This window comes from Sphingopyxis sp., from assembly GCF_016793825.1.
GTDB lineage: Bacteria > Pseudomonadota > Alphaproteobacteria > Sphingomonadales > Sphingomonadaceae > Sphingopyxis.
In genome coordinates, this window is record NZ_JAEULM010000027.1 from 20,062 (window position 1) to 45,268 (window position 25,207).

Annotated in this window: 20 protein-coding genes and 2 tRNA genes; 14 read left to right on the forward strand and 8 right to left on the reverse strand. The window is 64.9% G+C overall.

Annotated elements, in window-relative coordinates; genetic code table 11:
- Positions 1-189: 189 nt before the first annotated feature.
- The 6 genes from JNM03_RS08365 to JNM03_RS08390 all read left to right on the forward strand — a co-directional run bounded on the left by JNM03_RS08365 (position 190) and on the right by JNM03_RS08390 (position 10,335).
- Complete coding sequence (locus JNM03_RS08365) at positions 190-849, forward strand: hypothetical protein (RefSeq protein WP_294035999.1); 660 nt, start codon at positions 190-192, stop codon at positions 847-849.
- Positions 846-2,492: a sulfatase-like hydrolase/transferase gene (locus JNM03_RS08370; RefSeq protein ID WP_294036000.1), complete on the forward strand. Its 1,647-nt coding sequence runs from the start codon at positions 846-848 to the stop codon at positions 2,490-2,492. Before JNM03_RS08365 ends, JNM03_RS08370 begins: the two co-directional genes overlap by 4 nt.
- 40 nt (positions 2,493-2,532) lie before the next feature.
- Entirely contained in the window at positions 2,533-3,537 is a 1,005-nt protein-coding gene (locus JNM03_RS08375; protein ID WP_294036001.1) for a LacI family DNA-binding transcriptional regulator, read from the forward strand.
- A 168-nt stretch (positions 3,538-3,705) separates the two neighbouring features.
- On the forward strand, positions 3,706-6,636 hold the full coding sequence (gene pgmB / locus JNM03_RS08380; RefSeq protein ID WP_294036002.1) for a beta-phosphoglucomutase: 2,931 nt from the start codon (positions 3,706-3,708) through the stop codon (positions 6,634-6,636).
- Positions 6,630-8,993, forward strand: a complete 2,364-nt coding sequence (locus JNM03_RS08385) for a TonB-dependent siderophore receptor (protein ID WP_294036003.1) — start codon at positions 6,630-6,632, stop codon at positions 8,991-8,993. The genes pgmB and JNM03_RS08385 overlap by 7 nt, the downstream gene beginning before the upstream one ends.
- A 97-nt stretch (positions 8,994-9,090) precedes the next feature.
- Positions 9,091-10,335, forward strand: a complete 1,245-nt coding sequence (locus tag JNM03_RS08390; RefSeq protein WP_294036004.1) for a sugar MFS transporter — start codon at positions 9,091-9,093, stop codon at positions 10,333-10,335.
- Here the strand turns inward: JNM03_RS08390 and JNM03_RS08395 are convergent.
- From JNM03_RS08395 to hutI, 5 genes are read right to left on the reverse strand one after another with little or no spacing between them, the layout of a single operon-like run.
- Positions 10,320-10,883 (reverse strand): HutD family protein, encoded by a 564-nt coding sequence (locus JNM03_RS08395; protein WP_294036005.1) that lies wholly within the window; start codon positions 10,881-10,883, stop codon positions 10,320-10,322. The genes JNM03_RS08390 and JNM03_RS08395 overlap by 16 nt on opposite strands.
- Positions 10,880-12,547: a urocanate hydratase gene (hutU, locus tag JNM03_RS08400; protein ID WP_294036006.1), complete on the reverse strand. Its 1,668-nt coding sequence runs from the start codon at positions 12,545-12,547 to the stop codon at positions 10,880-10,882. Before hutU ends, JNM03_RS08395 begins: the two co-directional genes overlap by 4 nt.
- Entirely contained in the window at positions 12,544-13,347 is an 804-nt protein-coding gene (hutG, locus tag JNM03_RS08405; protein WP_294036007.1) for an N-formylglutamate deformylase, read from the reverse strand. Before hutG ends, hutU begins: the two co-directional genes overlap by 4 nt.
- On the reverse strand, positions 13,347-14,876 hold the full coding sequence (gene hutH / locus JNM03_RS08410; RefSeq protein ID WP_294036008.1) for a histidine ammonia-lyase: 1,530 nt from the start codon (positions 14,874-14,876) through the stop codon (positions 13,347-13,349). Before hutH ends, hutG begins: the two co-directional genes overlap by 1 nt.
- A complete protein-coding gene (gene hutI / locus JNM03_RS08415) occupies positions 14,873-16,072 on the reverse strand; it encodes an imidazolonepropionase (protein ID WP_294036009.1) in 1,200 nt (399 codons plus the stop codon). Before hutI ends, hutH begins: the two co-directional genes overlap by 4 nt.
- 85 nt (positions 16,073-16,157) lie before the next feature.
- On the opposite strand from hutI, the gene JNM03_RS08420 reads away from it, so the two are divergent.
- Together JNM03_RS08420 and hutC are read left to right on the forward strand one after the other, a co-directional pair.
- On the forward strand, positions 16,158-17,513 hold the full coding sequence (locus JNM03_RS08420) for a formimidoylglutamate deiminase (protein WP_294036010.1): 1,356 nt from the start codon (positions 16,158-16,160) through the stop codon (positions 17,511-17,513).
- A complete protein-coding gene (hutC, locus tag JNM03_RS08425; RefSeq protein ID WP_294036011.1) occupies positions 17,510-18,214 on the forward strand; it encodes a histidine utilization repressor in 705 nt (234 codons plus the stop codon). The genes JNM03_RS08420 and hutC overlap by 4 nt, the downstream gene beginning before the upstream one ends.
- Positions 18,215-18,240: 26 nt before the next feature.
- Here hutC and JNM03_RS08430 read toward each other — a convergent pair whose 3' ends face one another.
- Positions 18,241-19,413 (reverse strand): acyl-CoA dehydrogenase family protein, encoded by a 1,173-nt coding sequence (locus tag JNM03_RS08430; protein ID WP_294036012.1) that lies wholly within the window; start codon positions 19,411-19,413, stop codon positions 18,241-18,243.
- Positions 19,414-19,690: 277 nt separating this feature from the next.
- Between JNM03_RS08430 and JNM03_RS08435 the strand changes: the two genes are divergently transcribed.
- Together JNM03_RS08435 and JNM03_RS08440 are read left to right on the forward strand one after the other, a co-directional pair.
- The gene (locus tag JNM03_RS08435; RefSeq protein WP_294036013.1) at positions 19,691-20,917 is read left to right on the forward strand and encodes an alpha/beta fold hydrolase; all 1,227 of its coding nucleotides are present in this window, start codon (positions 19,691-19,693) and stop codon (positions 20,915-20,917) included.
- A gap of 156 nt (positions 20,918-21,073) precedes the next feature.
- Positions 21,074-22,117: a rod shape-determining protein gene (locus JNM03_RS08440; protein ID WP_294036014.1), complete on the forward strand. Its 1,044-nt coding sequence runs from the start codon at positions 21,074-21,076 to the stop codon at positions 22,115-22,117.
- An 83-nt stretch (positions 22,118-22,200) separates the two neighbouring features.
- On the opposite strand, the gene JNM03_RS08445 is transcribed toward JNM03_RS08440, so the two are convergent.
- Positions 22,201-22,291: transfer RNA gene (locus tag JNM03_RS08445), tRNA-Ser, on the reverse strand.
- 73 nt (positions 22,292-22,364) lie between these two features.
- On the opposite strand from JNM03_RS08445, the gene JNM03_RS08450 reads away from it, so the two are divergent.
- Together JNM03_RS08450 and JNM03_RS08455 are read left to right on the forward strand one after the other, a co-directional pair.
- On the forward strand, positions 22,365-23,390 hold the full coding sequence (locus JNM03_RS08450) for a peptidylprolyl isomerase (RefSeq protein WP_294036015.1): 1,026 nt from the start codon (positions 22,365-22,367) through the stop codon (positions 23,388-23,390).
- A 6-nt stretch (positions 23,391-23,396) separates the two neighbouring features.
- On the forward strand, positions 23,397-23,711 hold the full coding sequence (locus JNM03_RS08455; protein ID WP_294036016.1) for a DUF1905 domain-containing protein: 315 nt from the start codon (positions 23,397-23,399) through the stop codon (positions 23,709-23,711).
- Here JNM03_RS08455 and JNM03_RS08460 read toward each other — a convergent pair.
- Complete coding sequence (locus JNM03_RS08460) at positions 23,701-23,976, reverse strand: hypothetical protein (protein ID WP_294036017.1); 276 nt, start codon at positions 23,974-23,976, stop codon at positions 23,701-23,703. The genes JNM03_RS08455 and JNM03_RS08460 overlap by 11 nt on opposite strands.
- Here JNM03_RS08460 and JNM03_RS08465 point away from each other — a divergent pair.
- A tRNA-Thr gene (locus tag JNM03_RS08465) sits at positions 23,946-24,020 on the forward strand. The genes JNM03_RS08460 and JNM03_RS08465 overlap by 31 nt on opposite strands.
- A gap of 92 nt (positions 24,021-24,112) precedes the next feature.
- Complete coding sequence (locus JNM03_RS08470) at positions 24,113-25,207, forward strand: AI-2E family transporter (protein ID WP_294036018.1); 1,095 nt, start codon at positions 24,113-24,115, stop codon at positions 25,205-25,207.

Below are 25,207 nucleotides of genomic sequence, written 5' to 3' on the forward strand. Positions count from 1 at the left end.
CATGGCTTCGTCAAAAAGTCTGGAAATATCGCCCATATTCCTGCGCCTTTTCTCCTCGCCCTGAACAAAATCGCTTCAAACCTCGATCGTGGAATGAATGGGTCCTGACCCTAACCATCTTGCGCCGCCATCCATATAATGACACATATAGTGCCATAATATGGATGGCAACGGCCAAAGGGGGGCAGGGTGGTCGATCAGACAGCGTATCTGGCGGTAACATGGGCGGGCGCATTGCTGCTCTGGCTCGGGTTTCTGGCATTCTATGACGGCCGGCGGCGGCCTCTGCGCGAGCCCGAGATAGAGGCCTTTCTCGCGACGCTGGGCCCGCGCATGGTCGAAACGGGAAATGATGCGGCGCGGCTCCGCGCCTTTCTGGAGGCTGACGACGGCCGCGAGTTCGTGATGGTCAATCTGGTGCGTACCCGCCCCGGCGCGGTGACCGACCCGGCGAGCGGCGAGACGCTCGATGGCCGCGAATGGCTTCGTCGCTATTCGGACCCGTTCTTGCGGACGTTGATGCGACGCGGCGGGCATCCGCTATTCGTAGGACGCAAGGTCGGCGGCTATATCGATGCGTGGAACACGCCCGAGGATCCGGGCTGGTCGCTGGTCGGCACGATGCGATATCGCAGCCGCCGCGACCTTGTCGCGATGGCGGGCGACCCTGCTTTCCGGACAGCACATCCCGCCAAATCGCTGGGGATCGAGACGACTTTTTCGTTTCCGACGCAGCGCGAGATCGCGTTCTACGCCAGTCCGCGCGTAACGATCGGGTTGGCGCTCGCGCTGGCGGCGGCAATGGGGCATATCATGATAGTGACGTTCGGATGGGGAGGGGCGGCATGAAGAAGAGATGGATGGCGCTGGGATTGCTCGCGGCCGTCGGCGCGGCGGGCTATTGGGGCTTTCAGGAAAATAAGTACCGGATCCCGGGGCTGCTCCAGGACTGGCGCGACCCGGTGCAGGACAATCGGCCGGTCGTCTGGCAGCAGGGGCCGACGCAGGCGCCCACCGGTGCGCTGGCCGGCAAGCGGCCGCCGAACATCATCCTGATCGTCGCCGACGACATGGGTTTCAACGACATCAGCCTCAACGGCGGAGGGGTTGCCAACGGGATAGTGAAGACCCCGAATATCGATGCCATCGCACGCGAGGGGGTCAATTTCACGACCGCTTATGCCGCGAATGCGACCTGCTCCCCTTCGCGCGCGGCGATGATGACGGGACGGTACCCGACCCGCTTCGGGTTCGAATATACGGCCGTACCGGTGCAGTTCGCCGAAAATCTGGCGCATGGCGCGGGCATCGGACCGTTGAAAACCGTGTTCCACAAGGAACTGATCACCGACGACATTCCGGACTATCCCGACATGGGTGTACCGGCCAGTGAGGTGACCATCGCCGAAGCGGTAAAGGCGGCGGGCTATCATACGCTGCACATCGGCAAATGGCATCTCGGCGAAGCACCGAAGCTGCAGCCACAGGCGCAGGGATTCGACGAAAGCCTCGCGATCCTGGCAGGCGGCGCGATGTTCCTGTCCGAAGATGATCCCGACACGGTCAACGCCAAGCTGCCGTGGGATCCGATCGATCGGTTCATCTGGGCGAATCTGCGTCATGCCGTGACCTTCAACGGCAGCAAGCGCTTTCATCCCAAAGGCCATATGACCGACTATTTCGCCGACGAGGCGATACAGGCGATCGAGGCGAACAAGAACCGGCCCTTCTTCCTGTACCTTGCCTTCAATGCGCCGCACACGCCGTTGCAGGCGACGAAGGAGGATTATGCAAAGCTTCCGCAGATCAAGGATCACAAGACGCGCGTTTACGGCGCGATGATCGCGCAACTCGACCGGCGGATCGGCGATGTGATGGCGAAGCTGAAAGAGGCGGGTATCGACGACAACACGCTCGTCATCTTCACCAGCGACAATGGCGGCGCCTGGTACAATGGCATCGCGAACCTCAACGCGCCGTATCGCGGCTGGAAAGCGACCTTCTTCGAAGGCGGCATCCGCACCCCCTTCTTCATGCGCTGGCCGGGGCATATCGCACCGGGGTCGACGCGCGCCGACATGACCGGGCATATCGACATCTTTTCGACCATTGCTGCCGTGGCGGGGGCGGCGGTCCCAACCGACCGGACCATCGATAGCGAGGATATTCTCGCCGGGCCGGCGAAACGGCAGGCGCTCTATTGGCGGTCGGGCGACTATCGCGCGGTGCGCATGGGCGACTGGAAGTTGCAGGTAACAAAGCGGCCGGAGAAGGCGCGGCTGTACAATCTCGCCGTCGATCCGACCGAGCATCACGACCTCGCCGCAAGCGATCCTCGGCGCGTTGCGGCGCTTCGCGCCATGATCGAGGCGCAGAACAAGGGGATGGCGAAACCGATCTGGCCGGGGCTGATCGAAGGGCCGGTGCGCATCGACGTGCCGCTCAACACGCCCTGGAAGGACGGACAGGACTTTATCTACTGGACCAACTGACGGCTTGTGAAACGGCGCCGGGGCGCGTTATGGGACGGCCATGGCAAGTGGCACCGGTCCCCACGGCGGCGGCAACGCGCGCCCGACGATGGCGGACATCGCAAAAGAACTGGGCGTCGCAAAGATCACCGTATCGCGCGCGCTGTCGAGCCATTCGACGGTCAAGGACAGCACGCGCAAGCTGATCCGCGAAACCGCCGAGCGTATGGGCTATCGCCTGAATGTTTCGGCCCGCAACTTGCGGCAGCAGCGCACGCGCACGATCGCCGTCGTCATCGAAATGGCGCCGTCGCACGACCGCCTGATGAGCGAACCCTATCCGCTCTCGCTGCTCGGCGGGATCATGCAGAAACTGACCGGGGCGGGTCAGAATATGGTGCTGACGACGATCGACCTGTTCGCCGAACATCCGCCGTCGACCGATGGGGTAATCCTGCTGGGACAGGGTGTCCACGACGATGCCGCCGCGGCGATCGAGGCAATGGGGCTGCCCTATGTGGTCTGGGGGGCGGCGCATGGGCCGCCCGAGCGCATCGTCGTCGGCAGCGACAATCGCGCGGGCGGACGGCTCGCGGCGGACTATCTGCTGGGCCGTGGCAGGACGAAGCTGCTGTTCCTGGGTGAGACGCAGCATGGGGAAGTGGAAGACCGGCTCGCCGGTTTCGAGGCAGGGCTGACGGGAAGCGACGCCGGAATCGTCAACCGGATTGCCTGTGCCTTTACGGCCGCCGCAGGCCGCGAGGCGGTGTCGCGCCTTCTCGATCAGGGAAGGATGTTCGACGGCATCTTCGCGGCGAACGATGCGATCGCCATGGGCGCGATCGAGGCGGTGGAAGCCCACGGACTGGCGGTTCCCGCCGATGTCTCCGTCGTTGGCTTCGACGATTCGCCCGGCGCCTCGATCTTTTCGCCCAAATTGTCGAGTATTCGGCAGGATTGGCCTGTCGGCGGCGAACTGCTGGCGCAGAAAGTGCTCGACCTCGTTGCCGGACATACGGTCGTGTCGCGCGTCATGCCGGTCGAACTGATCATCCGCGAGAGCTGATTCAGGCTGCCTGGAAGCCTTCGGAAACGGCTGCTTTTCTGTAAATGGTATCGATATCTTGACATCGATACCATTATGCGGGAGATAGCCTCGCGGAGCCCCGGGTCAAAGAGCCTGCGGCCATGGGTGAGGATTTAGGTGGCGATTTCCGATTGTTCCCCAGAAACGATGCGGCTCGTCCGGCGCGGCGCCGACGCGGTCGGCGATCAGGCGGCGGCGCTCTTCGCGCTGGCGAACGGCCTGGTCGGTGTCGAAGGAACAATTGACGAGATGGCCTCGGGACCCGGCGCCTACCTGCCCGACGCTTATGTCAGCCGGCCGATCACCTATCATGAAAGTTTTCCGGGTTATGCGGCCGCGACAGACACGCGGATCGCTTGCCCTAGCCCGGTGCTGCTGCGCCTGCACATCGACGGCCAGCCCGTGGACTTCGATACCGCCGAACTCGTCGATACCGAAAGCACGCTCGATTTGGCGAGCGGCCAGCTGCAACGGGTTTCGCGTTGGCGGCTTGCCGACGGCCGAACGCTCGAAATGGCGGCGGATCGTATCGTCCCGCTTTCGGACGACGCCTGCGTTGCCTCGCGCCTCCGCATTCGCCCGATCGATTTTGCCGGCAGCTTCCAGGCCTGGCTGACCTTTGGCGCCAATGTGTCCATCGCGGGCGCCAACGATGACGACCCCCGCATCTCGGGCCGGCTGCGGTCCCGGTGGACGATCATGCCCCCCCTGCCGGGTGACACCCCTTCCGTCACCCGGTTCGCGCAGGATGCCGTCGAACTCGCCTATCGTCAGCACGTCGCCTGTCCCACTGCCCAGGTCGCGGCGGTGCATGCGGGACATGTCGTGCGCAGCGAACTGGGCGTTGGCGGCATCCTGACGATCGACCGGGTGGTCGCGCTGGCTTGCGCCCGCGGCCGCCCGGTCGACCTTGCTGCGCTGAGTGATACAGTTGTCGGCTTCGACGCGATCGCGGAAAGCCAGAGTGCGACGGTTCGTGCGCTGTGGGATCGCGCGGCCTTCGCGGTCGATGGAGACGAAACCCTCACCGCCGCACTTCGCTTTGACCTGTTCCAGCTCCATCAGTCGGCGAGCCGCGATCCGAACCACGGCATCGGCGCCAAAGGTCTGACCGGCGAGGGGTATGAAGGCCATTATTTCTGGGATGCCGAAACCTTCATGCTGCCGGCGCTGGTATTGCAGGCGCCGGGCAGCGCGCGCATCCTGCTCGCCTATCGTATCGGCAAGCTCGACCGCGCGTTGGCTCATGCAAGGGCGATGGGGCACGCGCGTGGCGCGCTTTACCCGTGGCGAACGATTGCTGGCGATGAATGTTCGTCGCACTATCCAACCGGCTCCGCGCAATATCATATCAACGGCGACATCGCCTATGCGCTTGCCCTCTATGTCGCCGCGACCGGCGACGAGGCGTTCCGCGCCGAGGCGGCGGCGATGCTGTTCGAAACCGCCCGCATGTGGATGGAAATCGGCGCCTTCGATGCCCGGCGCGGCGGCGCGTTCTGTATCCATGGCGTGACCGGCCCGGACGAATATTCGGCGCTGGTCGACAATGATTTCTATACCAACGCGATAGCGCGCCGGCATCTGGCCTATGCCGCCGACACCGCCGACTGGCTGCGCGGTCACCCCGAATTCGGTGCAGCGGTTGCGGCGGTCGGCCTCGACGACGCCGAAGTGGCAAGCTGGCGTAAGGCGGCGGAGGCGATGTGGCTGTCGGTCGACCCCGCGCTCGACATCAATCCGCAGGACGACGCCTTTCTGGGGCGCCCCGAACTTCCGGGCCTGGCGGACGCGTTCCGCGGAGACGGTCCGTTGCTGATGCGATATCACCCGATGATCCTGTTTCGCCATCAGGTCGCGAAGCAGGGCAACGTCATACAGGCGATGGCGATGGATCTGGTCGAAACGCCTCTCTCGCGCCAGCGGCGGAATTTTGACTATTACAGTCGCGTCACCACGCATGATTCGACGCTGTCGTCGGTGTCGTTCGCGATTGCCGCGGCGCGGCTGGGGAACGATGCGGCCGCACTCGACTTTCACCGCGAATGCGCGTTCGTCGATCTGGAAAACCGGCACGGTAACACCTCGCACGGCCTCCATATGGCGGCGCTCGCGGGAAGTTGGCTCATCCTGGCGCAGGGTTGGGGCGGCCTTCGCCTCGACGGCGCGGTGCCGGCGTTCAGGCCCCGTTGTCCCGCGGCGTGGAGCGGCTATCGCTTTCGCCTCGAATGGCGGGGCAGCGTGATCGAGGTCGCGGCCGATGCCGGCGGCTGTAGCTATCGCCTGCTGTCCGGCGCGCCGCTCGACATCCTCGATCATGGTCGCCCGCTGCTCGTCGGTCGTGACCCGGTCGTGCTGCATCGGCCGGGGCTGAAAGGCGTGATCTTCGACCTCGACGGCGTCCTGACCGATACGGCCGAGGATCATTATCAGGCCTGGCAGGCGCTCGCCGATGCGCACGGTCTTGGCTTCGATCGCGAGGCGAACCATCGGCTCAAGGGGGTCGATCGCGCAGGCTCGCTGCGGCTGATCCTCGAGCATGCGGGCGCGGTGGTCGATCCGGAGCGGTTCGAGGCGATGCTGGTGGAGAAGAACGACCTCTATCGGGCGCGGCTGTCCGCCTATTCACCCGCGAACCTCTTTCCGGGCGTTCTCCCGTTGTTCGATGGCCTGCGCGCTGCGGGCCTGCGCATCGGCCTCGCATCGGCGAGCCGCAATGCCGGCGATGTCGTGCGTCTGCTGGGCATCGCCGACCAGTTCGATTTCATCGCCGACGCGGGCGCCGTCGCCAACACCAAACCCGCGCCCGACATTTTCCTGGCCTGTGCCGCCGGCATGGGCCTGTCCCCCGACCAGTGCATCGGCGTCGAAGATGCACGGGCCGGAATCTCGGCCATCCATGCGGCGGGCATGGTGGCCATCGGCATCGGGTCAGAAGAGGCGCTGCCCGACGCCGACCTCAATGTTCCCGCCATCGGCCAGCTTACGGTCGCCATGATCCTGTCATCAGAACGGGACGCGGCCCCGCCCGCAGGCCTTTCAACCAGACAAGACAAAGTGGAGGATATTTCATGTTGAACCGGACCCACCTGCTGGCGTCGATCGCGCTTCTTGCGCTGCCGACGACGGCATTCGCCCAGGAAGCGCCTCAAACCGACGATGCGGCCGCTGCGAACGACGAGATCATCGTCACCGGCACCGCCGGCGGCGGGATCAACCGTCAGGCCGCGGCCTTCGCCATCACCAACATCACGTCGGACGCGATCGACAAGGCCGCGCCGAACAGCACCGCCGACCTGTTCAAGGTCATTCCGGGCGTGTCGGCCGAAAGCTCGGGCGGCCAGAACGGCGCGAACATCTTCGTGCGCGGTTACCCCTCGGGCGGCGACGCCGAATTCGTCACGCTGACGGTGCAGGGCGTCCCCTTCTTCTCGCCCCCCACGCTGTCGTTTCTCGAAAACACGCAGCTCATCCGGATCGACGAGACGATCGACCGTGTCGAGGCCGTTCGCGGCGGCACCGGCGCGCTGTTCGGCAACGGCCAGCCCGGTCTGACCGTCAACTTCGTCCAGAAGGAAGGCGGCCGCGATTTCGAAGGCCTCGTGAAGGCGAGCATCACCGATTATGGTGACATCCGGGGCGACATGCGCCTGTCCGGACCGCTTGGCGACAGCACGACCTTCATGGTCGGCGGCTATTATTCGAGCGGCAACGGCATTCGCGACCCGCGCTTCACCGCTGAAAAGGGTGGTCAGATCACCGGCAACATCCGGCATGATTTCGAAAAGGGATCGCTGCTCGTCTTCGTGCGCTACCTCAACGATCATGGCCAGTGGCTGCTGCCGATTCCGGTGGTCCGCGACGGCAGCAAGGTGCGCCAGTTCGGTAACATCGATCTCGGTACGGGCGTCCTTGCCGGTCCCGAGACGCGGCTTTCGGTGCTGCCCGACGGCACGCGCACCGATCTGGCCGACGGTCGCGGGGCGAAGCTGATCAATCTCGGCACCAATTTCGATTACGAGGTCGGCGAGGGGCTGCAACTGCGTTATCGCGCGAGCTATCTCAACGGCGACGCCGACACGACGGGCCTGGTGCCTGCGAGCACGGCGATGACGGCGGACGCCTATGCCGCGTCGCTGCAAAGCGCGGTGGGCAGCCTGACCTACGTCAACGGCGGACAGGCCGTCGCGGGTACCCAGCAGGTGATCCGGGCCGGTACCTGGATCGTGCGCAAGCAGATCGAGGATTTTACCAGCGACCTTGGTGTCGAATGGGAAAGCGGGAACAACAAGTTCACGCTCGGCGGCTATTATTCCGACTTCTCGTCGAACGACCAGTGGAACCTCGGCAATATCCACCTGCTGACTGCCGAGAATAACGCGCGTTTGCTGAACCTGACGCTCGCGAACGGTCAGATCGCGACGAACAACGGCTATACGCAGGGATCGTTCTTCAACGTCAACGCCGCCTATGACGGCCGCGAATATGCCTTCTACGCGGTCGACGAATATCAGATCACGCCTGAATTGCGTCTCGACGCGGGCATCCGATATCAGAATTACAAGGCGACGGGTTCGATCGAGAACAACAGTTCGGTCGATACCGACAACAATCCCGATACGCTCTACAACAATGGAACGGCGGTGCTGAACGGCACCTTCCGCAACATCGCCTACAAGAAGGGCGCCTGGTCGTGGACGGCGGGCCTTAACTACGACTTCTCGTCGTCGGTCGGCGCCTATATCCGGTACAATCGCGGCAACACCAATCCCTTCTTCGACAATCTGCGCGATGGAATCTTCGTCTCGCCGCGCGTGGACAATTTCGAAGGTGGCGTGAAGGTTCGCACCGACCTCGTGTCGCTCTATGCGACGCTGTTCCATACCAAGTTCACCGGACTGGTGACCACGGTGATCCAGAGCAGCGGGCCGGTCGCGGACATCGGCGGCGCGCGCAGCACGGGTATCGAGCTCGAAGGCCAAATCCGTCCGGTCGACAATTTCACTGTCGCTTTCTCGGGCACCTGGCTCGATGCGAAGTATCGCAACTTCTTTGCGGGCGGCGGCACGATCGACCTCAGCGGTAACCGTGTGCAAAGGCAGCCGAAGTGGCAGTGGCGCGTGACCCCGTCGTACGACATCGAGTTCGGCAACGACAGCAAGGTCTCGCTCTTCTCGACCTTCAGCTATGTCGGCGATCGCTTCTCCGACACCGCGAACACACAGAGCCTTCCGCATTATTTCAAGATCGATGCGGGCGTCAGCTTCGACGTGAACAAGGCGCTGAGCTTTGCCGTCACGGCCGACAACCTGACCGACAAGGCCGGGCTGACCGAAGGTGATCCGCGTACGCTGGGCCAGACCGGGGGCGAAGTCGTCAATGCGCGTCCGATCCTCGGCCGGTCGTTCCGGTTCAGCGCGGCATACAAGTTCTAAGAGGCGTGGAGAGCATCGACCTCCCTTCGTAACTCTCCTACTGGGTGGTCGCGGCCTCTTCGCGGCCACCCCTTCTTTTATCGTCCGGGGGACAGATATGGCGCGTACACGGCTGATCGCCGCTCTCATCCTGACCTATGTCGCGTTCGCGATGCTGCTCAACAGCGTCGGGACGGTCATCCTCCAGTCGATTTCCAGCTTCGATGTCACCAAGCCGCAGGCGAGCACGCTCGAAGGGTTCAAGGACATCACGATCGCGATCGTGTCGTTCGTGACGGCAAGCTATCTTCCCCGCATCGGCCTCAAGAATGCGCTGATCGGTGCGCTGGTGCTGGCGGTCGCGGGCTGCCTCGTCATGCCCCTTTTCGGCAGTTTCAATGTCGCGCGGCTTCATTTTGCCATGGTCGGCGCGGCGTTCGCGATTGCGAAGGTCGTCGTCTATTCGATGATCGGGCTCGTCACCGACAGCCCGCGCCAACATGCCAGCCTGACCAGCCTGATCGAGGGCATGTTCATGGTCGGCGTATTGTCCTCCTATTGGGTGTTCAGCGCATTCATCGATCCGGTCGGCCTGCGCTGGCTCAATGCCTATTGGGTGCTCGGGGTGATCACCGCGCTGGCACTCGCGCTGCTGCTGACCGCGTCGGTCGACGAACATCGCACGCACGAAGGCGAGGAGGCTGATGCCGGAGGGGGACCGGCCTTCTCCCGGATGCTGAAGCTCGCCGCCCTGCCGCTCGTGCTGATTTTCGTCGCCTGCGCCTTTCTGTTCGTCCTGATCGAGCAGGGGATCCAAAGCTGGCTGCCGACCTTCAACAACGAGGTGCTGCATCTGCCCGCGCAGATGAGCGTACAGGCCGCCAGCCTGTTCGCCGCCTGCCTGGCGATTGGGCGCTTTGGGGCGGGCGCCGTGATGGCGCGCTTCGACTGGTATCCGGTGCTGAACATCTGCCTTGCCGTCCTCGCGGCGCTGATCATTCTGGTGCTGCCGCTTGCCGATGGCCTTGCGCCGGGCGCGATCCATGGCTGGGGCGATGCGCCGATTGCCGCGTTCCTGTTCCCGCTGATCGGGATCGCTCTCGCGCCGGTCTATCCGACCATCATCTCGGTCATGCTGAGCGCGATGCCAAATCGCCAGCACCCCCCGCTGATGGGGCTCGTGGTCGTGTTCTCGGCGCTTGGCGGGACAACCGGGTCGCTGATCACGGGACAGCTCTTCGCCCGTCTGGATGGGCAGACGGCGTTCATGCTGGCGCTCGTGCCGACGGTCATCCTCGCGGGCGGGCTGTACCTGCTCCGCCGACAGATCGCGATCGGCGCGTCGGTTCAGGCAGCCGCGTAAAAGAATTCAGCCGCTATCGCTGCCCCTTGGATCGCCACGAGGTCGGCGGGGCGGTCGATCAGGAGCGCGTCGCCGGGGGCGAGATCGACCCGGGCTTCGCGCAGTTCCAGCGCCGTGGATTCCAGCGCGAACACTAGCAGGGCGATGGCCTTCGCTCCCTCTGCGGTTACCCGGTGGCCGACCCTCATGGACACCCGGCCTCGGCGCGTCATGATATTGAGCGCGGTGCAGTTCTCACCCACGGGGCGAGCCTCGACCCGATCTTCGCCGGCGAAGACGAGCGTGGGCGCGCTGGGCCGGAGACGCCGTTCCTCCTGATCGCCAACCGTGATCGCCAGCTCACCGCGCAGGAGCAGGAATGCGCGATCGACGCCCGGAAAAGACGAAAAGGGGCCGGCCTGTGCGATCGTCGCAATGCTCGCACGCCAGAGGAAATCCGCGTCGCTCGCGCCCTCTGGAAAAACGGCGACATCGCGCGTGACGCCGCCGCCATTCTTCCACGGCCGCGCTGCGCGATCCGCCGCGCGGAGCAGGCGCGTACCGCTCAACCCAATATGCCGGGGAGGTCGAGCCCCTTCTCGCGCGCACAATCGAGCGCGATGTCGTAACCCGCGTCGGCGTGGCGCATCACCCCGGTGCCGGGGTCGTTCCACAGCACGCGCTCGAGCCGCTTTGCTGCTTCGGGCGTGCCGTCGGCGACGATCACCATGCCGCTGTGCTGCGAATAGCCCATGCCAACGCCGCCGCCGTGGTGGAGCGAGACCCAGGTTGCGCCCGATGCGGTGTTGAGCAGGGCATTCAGCAGCGGCCAGTCCGACACCGCATCGCTGCCGTCGCGCATGGCTTCGGTCTCGCGGTTGGGCGAGGCGACCGATCCCGAATCCAGATGATCGCGGCCGATGACTACGGGTGCCTTGAGCTCGCCCGATGCCACCATTTCGTTGAACGCGAGGCCAAGCCGATGGCGGTCGCCAAGCCCGACCCAGCAGATGCGCGCCGGCAGCCCCTGAAAGTGGATCTTCTCGCGCGCCATGTCGAGCCAGTTGTGGAGATGGGCGTTGTCGGGCAGCAACTCCTTCACCTTGGCGTCGGTCTTGTAGATATCCTCGGGATCGCCCGACAACGCCGCCCAGCGAAAGGGCCCGATGCCGCGGCAAAAGAGCGGGCGGACATAGGCCGGGACGAATCCGGGGAAATCGAACGCATTCTCGACCCCTTCGTCCTTCGCCATCTGGCGGATATTGTTTCCATAATCGGTCGTCGGCACGCCCGCCGCCTGCAGGTCGAGCATCGCCTGCACATGCACCGCCATCGACGCCTTCGCGGCCTTGGCGACCGCCGCCGGATCGCTCTCGCGCTTCGCGAACCACTCGTCGAGCGTCCAGCCGGCGGGAAGATAGCCGTTGACCGGATCGTGCGCCGAGGTCTGATCGGTGAGCAGGTCGGGGCGGATGCCGCGGCGGACCATATCGGGCAATATGTCGGCGGCGTTGCCAAGCAGGCCGACCGACACGGGTTTGCCTTCGGCATGACTTGCCTCGATCATCGCGATGGCTTCGTCGATGTCGTTCGCCTGCTTGTCGAGATAACCGGTGCGCAGGCGCATTTCGATGCGGCTCGGCTGGCATTCGATCGCGAGACAGCTTGCACCGGCCATCACCGCGGCGAGCGGCTGCGCGCCGCCCATGCCGCCGAGCCCGGCGGTCAGCAGCCAGCGGCCCTTGAGGTCGCCGCCATAATGCTGGCGCCCCATTTCGACGAAGGTTTCGTAAGTTCCCTGAACGATGCCCTGGCTGCCGATATAGATCCAGCTTCCGGCCGTCATCTGGCCGTACATCATCAGGCCCTTCTTATCGAGTTCGTGGAAATGATCCCAATTCGCCCATTCGGGGACGAGGTTGGAGTTCGCCAGCAACACGCGCGGGGCATTTTCGTGGGTGCGAAACACGCCGACCGGCTTGCCCGACTGGATCAACAGCGTCTCGTCACCTTCCAGCCGCTTCAGCGTCTCGACGATCCGGTCATAGCTTTCCCAGTCGCGTGCGGCGCGGCCGATGCCGCCATAGACGACCAGTTCCTCGGGACGCTCGGCGACGTCGGGGTGGAGGTTGTTCATCAGCATCCGCATCGGCGCTTCGGTAAGCCAGCTTTTCGCGCTGATTTCTGCGCCGGTGGCGGGGCGGATCACGCGGCTGTTATCGAGACGGGTCATGAACGTCCTTTCGCAAAATCGAGGGTCGCGGCGATGACCTGTTCGAGGACGGGTCGGATCGCGGGATTGGGATCGAGGGGGGATGGCCAGTTGGCGTGAGTGATCGTGTCGGGCTCCGCCATATAGCCGCGCTGGGCGAGCTCCATCTGGATCGCATGGATGCCGTCGTCGGGGCGGCCATAGTGGCGCGTCGTCCAGCCGCCCTTGAAGCGGCCGTTGACGACATGACTGTGGCCGCTCGCGGCGCAGATGTTGGCGACGATCGTCTCAAGTTCGGGGGCGGAGGTCGCACCGCCGTTGGTTCCGATGTTGAACTGCGGCAGCTCGCCGTCGAATAGCCTCGGGACGCGGCTTCGGATCGAGTGCGCGTCGTAGAGAACAACTTTGCCGTGCGCCGCTTTCAACCGGTCAAGCTCTTCGGTCAGTGAGTCGTGATAGGGCCGGTGATAGAGATTCAGTCTCCGCGTGATCTCCGCCTCGTCGGGCTCGCCGAAGCGATAGAGCGGCTCGCCGTCGAAGGTCGTCGTCGGGCAAAGCTCGGTCGTCGCCTGCCCCGGATAGAGCGAGGCGCCCGACGGATCGCGGTTCATGTCGATCACGCTGCGCGAAATGTCGGTCGCGATCAGCGTTGCGCCGAGACCGGCGGCGAAAGTGTAAAGCTCTGCGATCCACCAGTCGGTGTCGATCTGCGCGTGCCAGGGCGAGACGAATTGTTCGTCGAACCCCGCAAGGTCCGTCCCACCGTGCGGGAAGGCGATGACCAGCGGCGCGTCGCCGCGATGGACACGCAGCCAGTCCATCAGGCGATGCCCGGCAGGCCGGCGGGCACCGCGGCGATGAGGCTGCCGGTGCGGATCAGCGCGGTCGCGGCCTCCATATCGGGGTGGAAATGGCGGTCGTCTTCGAGTGTCGGCACGGCGGCGCGCAAATGCTTGTGGGCGGCTTCGAGCGCGTCGCTCGATTTGAGCGGCGCGTGAAAGTCGATGCCCTGGCACGCCGCGAGCAGTTCGATGCCGATCACCGCGCTGGCATTGTCCGCCATGTCGAGCAGGCGCCGCGCGCCGTGCGCGGCCATCGACACATGGTCCTCCTGATTGGCGCTGGTCGGGATCGAGTCGACGCTCGCGGGATAGGCGCGCTGCTTGTTCTCGCTGACCAGCGCGGCGGCGGTGACCTGCGGGATCATGAAGCCCGAGTTGAGTCCGGGACGCGGGGTCAGGAAGGCGGGGAGCCCCGACAGCGCCGGATCGACGAGCATCGCGATCCGGCGTTCCGAGATCGAGCCGATCTCGCACAGCGCCAGTCCGATCATGTCGGCGGCGAAGGCGACGGGCTCGGCATGAAAATTGCCGCCCGACAGCGCCTCGTCGGTATCCGCAAAGATCAGCGGATTGTCGGACACACCGTTCGCCTCGATGCCCAGCGTCGTTCCCGCCTGCCGGAGCAGGTCGAGCGCGGCGCCCATCACCTGCGGCTGGCAGCGGAGACAATAGGGGTCCTGCACGCGCGGATCGTCGATCGCGTGCGACGCGCGGATCGCCGATCCCGCCATCAGGCCGCGCAGCGCGTCGCCGACCTCGCGCTGCCCGGCGTGGCCGCGCAGCGCGTGGATGCGTGCATCGAACGGCGCGTCGGAGCCCTTGGCGGCTTCGGTCGACAGCGCCCCGGTGATGAGGGCCGACCGGAACAGGGTCTCGGCGCGGAACAGCCCGGCGAGCGCGTTTGCGGTCGAGAATTGCGTGCCGTTGAGCAGCGCGAGCCCTTCCTTGGGGCCGAGATCGAGCGGTGAAAGCCCCGCTGCCGCCAGCGCCTCGGCGGCGGGCAATGTCTTGCCGTCGACCTCGATCTGACCGACGCCGATCATTGCCGCGGCCATATGCGACAGCGGCGCGAGGTCACCGCTCGCGCCGACCGATCCCTGCGACGGCACGACCGGGGTTAGGCCTTTGGCGAGCATCGTCTCGAGCATCGCGACCGTCGCGCGCTGCACCCCCGACGCGCCCATGCCGAAGCTCGCGAGTTTCAGCGCCATCATCAGCCGGACGATCGGCGTCGGCGACGGCGCGCCGGTGCCCGCGGCGTGGCTGAGCACGATATTGCGCTGGAGCGTCGACAACTCGTCGTCGGCGATCCGCACGCTCGCGAGCTTTCCGAAGCCGGTGTTGATGCCATATACGGGCGCGCCCTTCGCGACGATCCGCGCGACCGCGGCGGCGCTCCGGTCGATGGCCTCCCACGCGCTCGCGTTCAGAGTGGCTCCCGCCCCCTCGTAGATTGCATTCCAGTCAGCGAGCGTCATCGCGCCGGGGGTGATCGTCACCATGGTCATTGTCCCATCCAGATTCGTTGGTGCAGCGGGTTGAAGCCGATCCGGCCGACCAGGTCGGCGGGCCGCTCGATATCCCAGATCGCGAGATCGCAATGCTTGCCGACGGCGAGGGTGCCGGTGTCGGTCCCCAGCCCGAGTGCCGCTGCGGCGTGGCGGGTGACGCCGAGCAGGCATTCATCGACGGTGAGGCCGAACTGCACCGCTGCCATGTTCATCGTCAGCAGGATCGACGTCAGGGGTGAAGTGCCGGGATTGCAGTCGGTCGCGAGTGCGATCGGTACGCCGGCCGCGCGCAGCGCGGCGACGGGCGGCAGTCTGGTTTCGCGGAGGAAATAGAAAGCGCCGGGGAGCAGCGTCGCGACGGTCCCGGATTCGGCCATCGCGGCGATCCCGGCATCGTCGAGATATTCGAGATGGTCGGCCGACAGGGCACCGTAGCGCGCTGCGAGTGCGGCGCCATGCTGGTTCGAAAGCTGTTCGGCGTGAAGCTTGACCGGCAGGCCATGCCTGGTCGCTGCTTCGAATACCCGTTCGGTCTGGGCCGGGCTGAAACCGATATTCTCGCAAAAGGCATCGACGGCATCGACCAGCCCGGCCGCCGCGATCGCGGGCAGCATCGCGTCGCAGACGAGGGCGATATATTTGTCGGCTTCGCCCGCATACTCGCCCGGCAGGGCATGGGCGCCAAGGAAGGTGGTGCGGACCGTCACCGGCCGCACCTCGCCAAGGATGCGGGCGGCGCGCAGCATCTTGGATTCATCGCCCAGCGACAGGCCATAGCCCGACTTAATTTCAATCGTCGTGACGCCCTCGGCGATCAGTGCGTCGAGGCGAGGCAGCGCGCTGGCGACCAGTTCGGCCTCGCTGGCATTACGTGTGGCATGGACGGTCGACACGATACCCCCGCCGGCGCGTGCGATCTCCTCGTAGGAGGCGCCCTTCTGGCGCAGTTCGAACTCGCCGATGCGATCACCCGCAAAGACCAGATGCGTATGTGGATCGATCAGGCCGGGGGTGATCCAGCGTTCGGCGCAGTCGATCACCTCGGTTGCCGCCGGTGCGTCGGCCATCGGGCCGACATAGGTGATCGTCCCGGCCGCCATGCCGACGGCGCCGCGTTCGATGATGCCAATACCGGACAGGCCGTCCTGCATCGTTGCAAGACGGGCGTTGGTCCACAGGCGATCGCACTGCATCGAGCCCTCTCCTGCTTGCTGGTGCCGACTCAATAATGTATATACATTAATTGCGGACATATGGCGATGTCCAGAGGGATGATCGATGACGCTTTGGTGCGAACAGGCATGGCTGGCCGACGGCTGGCACGAAAATGTTCGGATTTCGGTCGATAGGGGGCGAATTTCCGCTATTGAATCCGGAGTCCACCCGGCGCCAACTGACGAGCGCCACGCAATCCTGCTGCCCGGTTTGCCCAATCTGCACAGCCATGCGTTCCAGCGCGGCATGGCCGGGCTCGCGGAACGGGCGGGCGACGGTGATGACAGCTTCTGGACCTGGCGCGAGGCCATGTATCACTTTGTCGATCGCCTCGATCCCGACGGGATGCGGGCGATCGCGGCACTGGCCTATGCCGAGATGCTGGAAAGCGGCTTTACGCGCGTGGGCGAGTTTCACTATCTTCATCATGGCGTTGACGGGCAACCCTACAACGAAGTCGCGATCATGGCGCAGGCCATCGCTGCGGCGGCGGACGAAACCGGGATCGGGCTGACGCTGCTTCCCGTCTTTTACGCCCATTCGGGTTTTGGCGGCGGGGCGCCGACCCATGGACAGCGTCGCTTCATCAACGACATCGCGCGCTTTCAATCGCTTCTCCACGGTGCGCGCGATGCGGTCGCGGGTCTGGACGACGCTCTGGTCGGCGTGGCGCCGCACAGCCTGCGCGCTGCGACCGCCGACGAACTGACAGCGGTCGCTGCTATGGCGAAGGGCGCGCCGGTTCATATCCACATCGCCGAACAAATGCCCGAGGTCGAGGCATGCATCGCGTGGAGCGGGGCGCGCCCGGTCGAATGGCTCTATGATCGGACCGAGGTCGGGCCCGACTGGTGTCTCGTCCACGCCACGCACATCACCGAGGCTGAACGGCGAGCGATCGTTCGAAGCGGGGCGGTCGTCGGTCTTTGCCCGATCACCGAAGCCAATCTGGGCGACGGCCTGTTTCCCGCGCGCGCGTTTGTGGAGGAGGGCGGGCGCTTTGGCGTCGGCTCCGATTCCAACGTCGAAATCGACGCCGTCGCCGAACTGCGGTTGCTGGAATATGGTCAGCGGCTCGACCAGCGCGGGCGCAATCTGCTGTCGGACGGGGCGGGGCGATCGACGGGCGCGAACCTCTTTCGCGGCGCCCTCGCGGGCGGTGGACAGGCGCTCGGCCGACCCTCTTGCGGGATTGCTGTCGGCGAGCCGGCCGACTTGGTCAGCCTGAAGGGGGCCGATCCCTATTTTGCCGGGCGCAGCGGCGATACAATCCTCGATAGCTGGATTTTCGGTGGAGGGGCGCGGTTGGTCGATTGCGTCTGGCGGAGCGGCGTAAAGCAGGTTGCGGACGGGAGGCATGTCCGGCGCGCCGCGATCGATGCGCGCTATCGGGACGCGATGCGAAAGCTTTTCGCATGAAGCAAAGCGGCGCCATCCATGCCCAGATCCGCCGCGATATCGAGGCGCGGATCATGTCGGGCGAATGGCAACCGGGCGAGCGCATCCCCTATGAGCATCAATTGATGGCAAGCTATGGCTGTTCGCGGATGACCGTGAACCGGGCGCTGCGTGCCCTGATCGATGCGGGGCTGCTCGAAAGCCGGCGCCGCGCCGGGACGATCGTCTCGCGGCCGCGAATCCAGCGCGCGGCGCTGGAAATTCCGGATATTCGCGATGAGGTGGCGGGACAGGGCGAAGAATATCGCCTCGATCTCGACCGCCGCGATATTCGCGCCGCGACCGCCGAGGACCGGCGCCTCCTTCAGATCGACGACGGCGAAGTCCTCGCGCTCGAATGTCGCCACCATGCCGGCGGGCGCGCCTTTGCGCTGGAGCGGCGCTTGATAAACCTCGCGGCGGTGCCGGAGGCGGCAGGGGTCGACTTCGCGGTCGAACCGCCGGGATCATGGCTGCTCGCCCATGTTCCCTGGACCGAGGCCGAGCATCGTATCACCGCCGTCAACGCCGGCGCGAAGGAGCTTGTCGCGCTCGGCATCGCAGCGGGTGCCGCCTGCATGGCGCTCGAACGCTGGACCTGGCGCGGCGAGGAACGGATCACCTATGCGCGGCAGGTGTATCCCGGCGACCGCTATGCGCTCGTCGCGCGCTTCCGTCCCTAAGATCCTGACCCTAAGCCGCCGAAAGGTCAGGCGATCAGCCCGGCCTTCCAGTCGCGGCGAATCTTCTTGGCGAGGCTCCACTTATGGACCTCGGTCGGGCCGTCATAGATGCGGAAGGCGCGGACTTCGCGGAACACCTGTTCGACGATGGTCTTGTCGGTCACGCCGGTGCCGCCCATGACCTGAACGCAGCGGTCGGCGATGCGCATCAATGCTTCCGACACGGCAACCTTCGCCATCGAGCTTTCGACCGTGCCGAGCGATCCGGTGTCGAGCACCGATGCGCACCAGTCGATCATCAATTCGGCCTGTTTCAGGTCGATCATGTTCTCGGCGAGCATGAAGCCCACGCCCTCATGGTCGATCAGCGGCTTGCCGAATGCCTCGCGGCGGTTCGCATAATCGGTTGCGATCTCGTGTGCGCGGATGCACGCGCCAAGCCAGCGCATGCAATGCGACAGGCGCGCGGGGGAGAGGCGGACCTGCGCATAGCGGAAGCCTTCACCGGCTTCGCCCAGCATCTGGTCGGCCGGAACGCGCAGATTGTCGATGGTCAGCGTCGCATGGCCGCCGGGCATCGAACTGTCGATCGTGTTCGGCACGTCGTCGATGCGGATCGCGGGATCGGGAAGATCCACCAGGAACATGCACGCGCCCTGTTCGGCTTTTGCCATGACGATGCCGACGCGGGCACCCTGCGCGCCGGTGATGAAGGTCTTGCGACCGTTCACGACCCAATGATTGCCGTCGAGATGACAGGTGGTCTTCATCATCGACGGGTCGGACCCCGCGCCGCCGTCCTCGGCGGGTTCGGTCATGAAGAAGGCCGACCGGACTCGCCCTTCGACCATCGGCTTCAGAAAACGCTCCTTGAGGTCCGCGCTGCCTTCCTTGCCGAGCAGATACATATTGCCTTCGTCGGGCGCCATCGTGTTGCAGGCGAGGGGCCCCAGCGGCGACAGTCCGCTCTTGATCAGCACCACGGCGGTTTCGCGTTGGTTGAGGTGGTCGCCGTCCTTCAGGATATGCGGTGTCAACACCCCGGCGAGGCGGGCATGTTCGCGCATCTCCAGCACCAGTTCGTCGGTCGGCGCGCCATGATGGTCGCGGCGCGGATCGGCTTCATAGGGAACGACGGTTTCGCGGACGAAGGTTTCAACCTTGGCGGCGATGGCGAGGGCGCGGTCGGAAATGGTCATCACCCGGCTTTGGGCGACGCGCCCGATGCGATCAAGTCACTTTGCATCGTCCGGCTGTTGCTTTTGCTACCGGCAGGGCAAGTTCCGTTTTCGCACATCGCCGCTATGTTGCGAGCTTGCGCCGAATGCCCCTATGGCGCAGCAGGAACGTTCCCGGGGCGAGCGCCGGGATGCGGATGAAAGAAGGCGACATGCGGATTTCGATGGTGATGAACCAGTGCGCTCGCGGCATTTCGGGCAGCCGCTGCGGCCGATGGGGCGCTGCCGGAGGCGCGCGATGAGCCTGATGGAGTTTCGGGGCTTTGCCGGCGTCCGGCTCGAAGCGGAGGTCACCGGGTCGGAAGACGACCCTGCGGTCCTGCTCGTCCATGGGGCTGGACAGACGCGCGCCGTCTGGGGCAACGTGGCCGAAGCGCTCGAACTCGCGGGACGGCGCGTCATCAGCCTGGACCTGCGCGGTCACGGCGGCAGCGAATGGCCCGACGACGGACGGTATGACCCCGAAGCTTTCGTCGGAGACCTCCGTGCGATCCTGGCCCAGTTGGGCACGCGGCCGGTCGTCGTCGCCTCGACTCTCGGCGGCTGGATCGCGGCCGCGGCGCTTGAACAGGATGCCGCGATGCTCGCCTCGGGGCTCGTGCTCATCGATGTTCCCGTCGACGTCGATCCGATAGCGTCCGGGCGGATCGGCGAGCGGCTGCGCGATATCGCAGGGCTGGCACCGGGGCAGGTACCATGGGACACCCGGCTGATCGGCGCGCTGGACGCATCCGCGATGGCCGCTCGTATGGGCGAGGCGGCGGCGAAGATCGCGCTTCCGACGCTTTATGTGAGGGGCGCGGTGAGCGAGATCGTTTCGCGCGACGACGCCACGGCTTTCGTGGCGCGCCTGCCCGACGGGGAGTTTGCGGAGGTCGAAGACACTGCGCTCGTCGTCCGCGAAGACCGAATCGACGCGCTTGGCGGTTATCTCATCGACTTTCTGGAACGCCGCGCGCCGCGTGGTTCGCCTGAATATCGCGAGGGCTCCGACGCGCGCACGTTCCGCGATGCGCTCGGCTGCTTCGCGACCGGCGTCACGGTGGTGACCGCCATTTCCCCTGACGGAACACCAGTCGGCCTGACCGCGAACAGTTTTACCTCGGTTTCGCTCGACCCGCCGCAACTGCTCGTCTGTATCGCGAACAATGCGAGCAGCGCCCCTTTTCTGCGCGAGGCGGATCGCTTTGCGGTCAATGTTCTCCAGATCGGGCAGCAGCCGACGTCGAACCGCTTTGCGGGCAAGAGCGAAGACCGATTTGCCGCGACGCCGTGGGAGATCGGCGAATATGGGACGCCGGTGCTGACCGGATCGCTTTCCAGTTTCGAGTGCGCCCGCGAGGCCGTGCACGAAGGGGGCGATCATTTCATCCTCGTCGGGCACGTCCTGAAGGCGATCTTCGAGCCGCGCCGCGACCCCTTGCTCTATTTCCGCGGCAAGTATCGCAAATTGCATTTTGCCTGACGCTCGGGCGGACGCGCGAATCCAACGGGCTGACCCAAGCCGCGTGACGCGCCACCCGGCGTTGCACATGTCCGGCCTATCAGCCGGAGAGGGCGGGGGAACCGGGGGCGGGGCCGCAGTCTTTGGCGCCGCTTCTTCAAGGTGCCGCCCTCGCTCATGAACATATTCCACCGATTTGCCTCCGCCAGCGCTCACGACATCGCGATCGACCTCGGGACCGTCAACACGGTCATCTATGTCCGGGGCCAGGGCATCGTGCTCAACGAACCCTCGGTAATCGCGCTCGAAACCCGCAATGGGGTCCGTTCGGTCAAGGTCGTCGGCAATGACGCAAAATTGATGATGGGCAAGACTCCCTCGAATATCGAGGCGCTCCGGCCCCTGCGCGACGGCGTCATCGCCGACATCGAGGTTGCCGAACAGATGATCAAGCATTTCATCGCCAAGGCGCTCGGCGGGGCCAGCGTGCTGCGGCGGCGCAGCAATGTCGTCGTCTGTGTGCCGTCGGCCTCGACCATCGTCGAACGGCGCGCCATCCGCGATGCCGCGTCGAATGCGGGGGCGGCAAGCGTCCAGTTGCTGGAGGAGCCGCTCGCCGCTGCGATCGGTGCCGGCCTTCCCGTGACCGAACCGCGCGGGGCGATGGTCGTCGACGTCGGCGGCGGCACGACCGAGGTCGCGGTGCTGTCACTCGGCGGCATCGCCTACAGCAATTCCACGCGCGTCGGCGGCGACAAGATGGACGACATGATCGCGTCGCACATCCGGCGAAAGCATAATATGATGATCGGCGAAATGACGGCCGAGCGCGTCAAGCTGGCGATCGGTTGCGCCATCCCGCCCGAGGGCGACGGCCGCGTCATGGCGGTAAAGGGCCGCGATCTGGTAAACGGCCGGCCCTCTGAAGTCAGCGTCACCGAGGCGGAAATCGCCGAGGCACTGCAGGAGCCGGTATCGCAGATCATCAGCGCGGTTCGCGCCGCGCTCGAACAGACAGCGCCCGAGCTTTCGGCCGACATCATCGAGGAAGGCATCACACTGACCGGCGGCGGCGCGCTGCTCGCCCGCATGGACCGCGCGATCGCCGCGGCGACCGGCCTGCCGGTCCGCGTCGCCGACAATGCGCTCATCTGTGTCGCGATGGGGGCAGGACAGGCGTTCGAGGAAGCGGTCTATCGCAACGTGCTGATGGCGGCGTAAAAGCGCGGAGGCCGAACGTTCCTCTCCGCGTTCAAAGTTCTGTCCGCCGTGTCGACGGAATCGGCGCATGTCTTCGGCGAAGGTGGCGGAGCGGGAGGGATTCGAACCCTCGATACGCTTTTGACGTATACTCACTTTCCAGGCGAGCGCCTTCGACCACTCGGCCACCGCTCCGCATGCTTGGAACGCGCGCCCTAATCGCTTGGCGGGGCTTTCGCAAGTCGGATGGGCGTGGCAGACAGGCGGCATGAAATATCTGCTTGTTGCTGCGGCTGCAGCTTCGCTTGTACTCCCCGCCTACGCTGACGAGCCGGCGCCGATCCCGTCGCCTGGCGAAATCGCCGCCGCGGCCCCTGCGGGCGACTGGATCGCGATCGCGCCGTCCGATATGCTCGTCATGGACCTCGTGCCCGACGTGAAGGGCAAGCCGCGTCGCGTTGTCATCCAGTTGATGCCCTCGCCGTTCAGCCAGGGCTGGATCGGCAATATCCGCAAGCTCGCCGCCGCGCACTGGTGGGACGGGACGAGCGTCAACCGCGTGCAGGACAATTATGTCGCACAATGGGGCGATGCGACTGAGAAGAAGGCGCTGCCGGAGGGGTTGGCGGTGGTGCCGGAAAGTGCATACGTCGTTACGGACAGTGACAGCTATGAAACGGTCGTGAATGGTAATGTGGTGACGCGACTGTCCAAGAGTGCCGCAGACCGGCTGCTGGCCCGACGGGAAAAATCGAGCCGTACGAGCATATTCGATGCGGGCTTTAATCCGGGAACCGATGCTTACGCACCTGCGGTGGCATTTGAATCGGGTTGGCCAATCGGTCTCGATGATCGCAAAGTGCTCGAGCCCAGATGGCCACTTCATTGCTATGGCGCCGTTGGCGTCGGCCGCAACATGTCGCCTGACACCGGATCGGGGGCGGAACTTTATACCGTGATCGGCCACGCTCCGAGACACCTTGACCGCAACATAGCGGTCGTCGGCCGCGTGATCAGCGGAATCGAACATCTGTCGAGCCTGCCGCGCGGGACCGGAGCGCTGGGCTTTTATGAAAGCGAAGGTGAGCGTGTGCAGATTTCCTCGATTCGGCTCGCCAGCGATCTTCCTGTCGCTGATCAACCCAAGTTCGAGTATCTGTCGACCGAAAGCGACAGCTTCGCGCGGTATGCAGATGCGCGCGCCAACCGTCGCGATCCCTTCTTCATCAAGCCCGCCGGCGGTGCAGACATCTGCAATATCCCCGTGCCGATCCGTCCGGTCGCCGCGAAATAGGCGCCGATGGAGGAGTTCACGGTCACGACGCCGCTCTGGCGCTGGCAGTCGGCAACGGCGCCGGCCGCCTGGTTCTTCGTCACGATCGCGGGCGAGGCCGCCGACGGAATCCGGATGGCTGCAATCGGCGGGCAATGGCTGGATGGTCGCAAGGGGTTCGGCTCGGCGAGAGTGCGGGCGTCGATCGGCGATACGAACTGGAACACGTCCGTCTTTCCCCACAAGGAAAGCGGCGGTTGGTTGCTTCCGGTCAAGGCCGCGGTGCGCAAGGCGGAAGGATTGACCGAAGGCGACGACGTGACAGTGATCGTCAGTCTTTAGGCTGACTTTCGCTTTTCGCTTCGCGCGCCTTTGCCTTGCGTTTGCGCAGATTGGCTCGCAGCGCTTCGGCCAGGCGGCGTTCGCGTTCGATGTCGGCGGAGGAGGGCAGCTTGCTCACAGCGGCGCGATGCGGTGAAATCGCCGGGTCGTCAAGCCTCGCATCTTGACAGGCGAGGAGCGCCCGGTCATAGGCCGCGCCTGCTTTGCGAACAGGTGTTTGCGGGCGCTTCGGTTGCTGCTGTAGCTCAGTGGTAGAGCGCGTCATTGGTAATGACGAGGTCGACAGTTCAATCCTGTCCAGCAGCACCATTCCTCCATACGCGATTCAAAGCTTTACCGGGCCTTGGCTGCGCGGTTAGAACCGACCTGCACGCCTTTGTCGGCGTGTGATGGGGGATGCAATGGCGGCAGGTGGTGGCGGCAGGGGAAGCCAGAATCCGGGGACGAGCGATCGCTGGACGTTCCTGGTGCTGTTGATCGCCGTTTCGATCGCCTTTGCTGCGATCCTGTTGCCGTTCTTTGCCGCAATCCTTTGGGCCGTGATTGTCGCGATCCTGTTCGAGCCCGTCTATCGCCGCCTGCTTGGCCATATGCCGAAGCGCCGGAATGGCGCGGCGTTGCTGACGCTGTTGCTGATCGTGGGAATGGTCATTCTGCCGGCGGCTATTCTAGGGGTGGCGCTGATGAACGAAGCCGCCGCCGTCTATCAGCGTATCCAGTCGGGTGAGATCGATCCGGTCGGTATCTGGACCGGTTTCCAGTCGGGTATGCCGGACTGGCTCGGCCTCTGGCTCGATCGCCTTGGCGTCGGTGACATCGCGGCCGCCAAGACGACGTTCGGCGGCACCGCTGCTGCCGGAATTCGCGCGATCCTGGAGCAGGCCCTGTCGATTGGGCAGAGCCTGTTCGGGCTGCTCATCAAGCTGATGGTCATGCTCTACCTCGCCTTCTTCCTGATCCGCGACGGCGAAGGCCTGCAGCAGCGTATTCGCGCAGCGGTGCCACTGCGTGGCGAGCATCTGCAACTTCTGATAGACCGTTTCATCGTTGTCGTCCGGGCCACGATCAAGGGCAGCATCGTTGTTGCGATCCTGCAGGGGTTGATTGGCGGCATCATATTGTGGGCGCTGGGCATCGAGGCGGCGCTGCTGTGGGGTGTCCTGATGGGGGCGGCTTCGCTGTTGCCGGCGGTAGGCACGGGCTTGGTCTGGGTGCCGATGGCGCTCTATCTGCTCGTCACCGGATCGATCTGGCAGGGGCTTGTGCTCGTCTTCTGCGGCCTGTTTGTCATCGGAATGGTCGACAACGTCCTTCGCCCAATCCTGGTCGGGCGCGAGACCCGGATTCCCGATTATGTCGTGTTGATCGTCACGTTAGGCGGCTTACAGCTTTTTGGCTTCCACGGCATCGTCATCGGGCCGGTCGTTGCTGCGATGTTCATTGCGGTCTGGGATATCGCGACGAGCATTCGCACCGGATCGCTATCGTCCGATTGA